The organism is Streptomyces sp. H27-H1, from assembly GCF_026627445.1.
Lineage (GTDB): Bacteria > Actinomycetota > Actinomycetes > Streptomycetales > Streptomycetaceae > Streptomyces.
In genome coordinates, this window is the sequence record NZ_JAPNLJ010000150.1 from 1 (window position 1) to 1,120 (window position 1,120).

The following is a 1,120-nucleotide window of genomic DNA, read 5'->3' on the forward strand; positions in this document are numbered from 1 at the left end:
GCATCGCCACTCGCTACGACAAATCACCCGAGAGCTACCTCGCCGGCGTCCATCTCCGTGCCGCAATGATCTGGATCGACGACCTCCTGAAGACCCCCGACTGATCACGACATCACACAGGCCCTAGTGGCAGGGTTCGGCGTGTGGGCATGGCAATGACCTCGGCCAAGCCGATCGCGTCCGCGTGGCCGTCGAAGCGGATGAAGACGCCAAAGGGTTGGCGGCCGATAACCTCACCAGTAATGGACGTTCCGACCGGCAGGTCGGCGACCGTCCGGTCCCACGCTGACCGGCCCCGAGCAGCGGCGGTCTGGTAGCCCTCGTCGGGCCAGCAATACTCGCTCATGGGCTGATCATCGCAGGGCGCGCGTGCCCTCGGAAGCGCTGGACCATCCCGCGAGCGTTGGTGCTGAGCACTCACTGACAAACACACACAGATCATCAGGCGGGTGAGACGGTCGGCTCAGTACACTCGCGTGCAGCCGATGCGGGTGCAGAACTCCTTGGCCAATGCGTAGCCGTTCTCGTCGTACATCACGATGTAGACCCGCACGACGCCGCCCGACAGCGGGATCTGCAGCGTTCCGCCGAAGGTCGTGTTCGGCCCGCCCGCGTACGCCACCGAGCTGCAGCGGATGTCGTTGCTCAACACGTTGCCGTTCATCCCATAGGCGCAGGCTGAGCGGCCGCCGCTCGCCGCGTGGACAGTGCCGGACACGCTGGCGGTGTACCCGTCGCCGAAGTGGATCGTTCCGGTTGTGGTGCTGTTGCCGTAGGCCATGCCGAAGGGCATGTCCACGGTGTTCACGGTGGCTTGCGCCGGCTCGGCGAAACCGATGGCCGCCATCACGGCCACAACCAACACCATCAGAAGCTTACGCATGACTCTTCCTCTCCGTCGGACGAACAGGGAGCAACAGGAGCTTCCACCATGCCACTTGTGTCCGGCCGCGAACATGCCATTACGCGCCTGCGGGTGCGATGTTTCCGCCTTCAGAGGTCGTTAAGTCCCTTTCCGGTAGAGGCCCCGTCCGGGCTGAGTGAGGAAGCCTTGGCGGGTGAGGCGTCCGAGGCGGCTGCGGGTGACGTTCAGGGAGGGGTCGTCGGTGGGCATGCCGAG

General features: G+C 64.9%; 2 protein-coding genes and 1 pseudogene. 1 reads left to right on the plus strand and 2 read right to left on the minus strand.

Features of this window, described 5'->3' with window-relative positions; all coding sequences use genetic code 11:
* Window positions 1-104: pseudogene (locus tag OTB20_RS42210) on the plus strand (IS5/IS1182 family transposase); the annotation flags it as partial.
* A gap of 8 nt (window positions 105-112) precedes the next feature.
* Here the strand turns inward: OTB20_RS42210 and OTB20_RS42215 are convergent.
* Together OTB20_RS42215 and OTB20_RS42220 are read right to left on the minus strand one after the other, a co-directional pair.
* A complete protein-coding gene (locus OTB20_RS42215) occupies window positions 113-346 on the minus strand; it encodes a hypothetical protein (protein ID WP_267825190.1) in 234 nt (77 codons plus the stop codon).
* A gap of 117 nt (window positions 347-463) precedes the next feature.
* On the minus strand, window positions 464-883 hold the full coding sequence (locus OTB20_RS42220; protein ID WP_267825191.1) for a hypothetical protein: 420 nt from the start codon (window positions 881-883) through the stop codon (window positions 464-466).
* Between the last annotated feature and the right edge of the window lie 237 nt (window positions 884-1,120).

Coding starts and splice junctions, on each gene's coding strand:
- OTB20_RS42220 (WP_267825191.1), bottom strand. CDS start 883: ATGCGTAAGCTTCTGATGGTGTTGGTTGTGGCCGTGATGGCGGCCATC.
- OTB20_RS42215 (WP_267825190.1), bottom strand. CDS start 346: ATGAGCGAGTATTGCTGGCCCGACGAGGGCTACCAGACCGCCGCTGCT.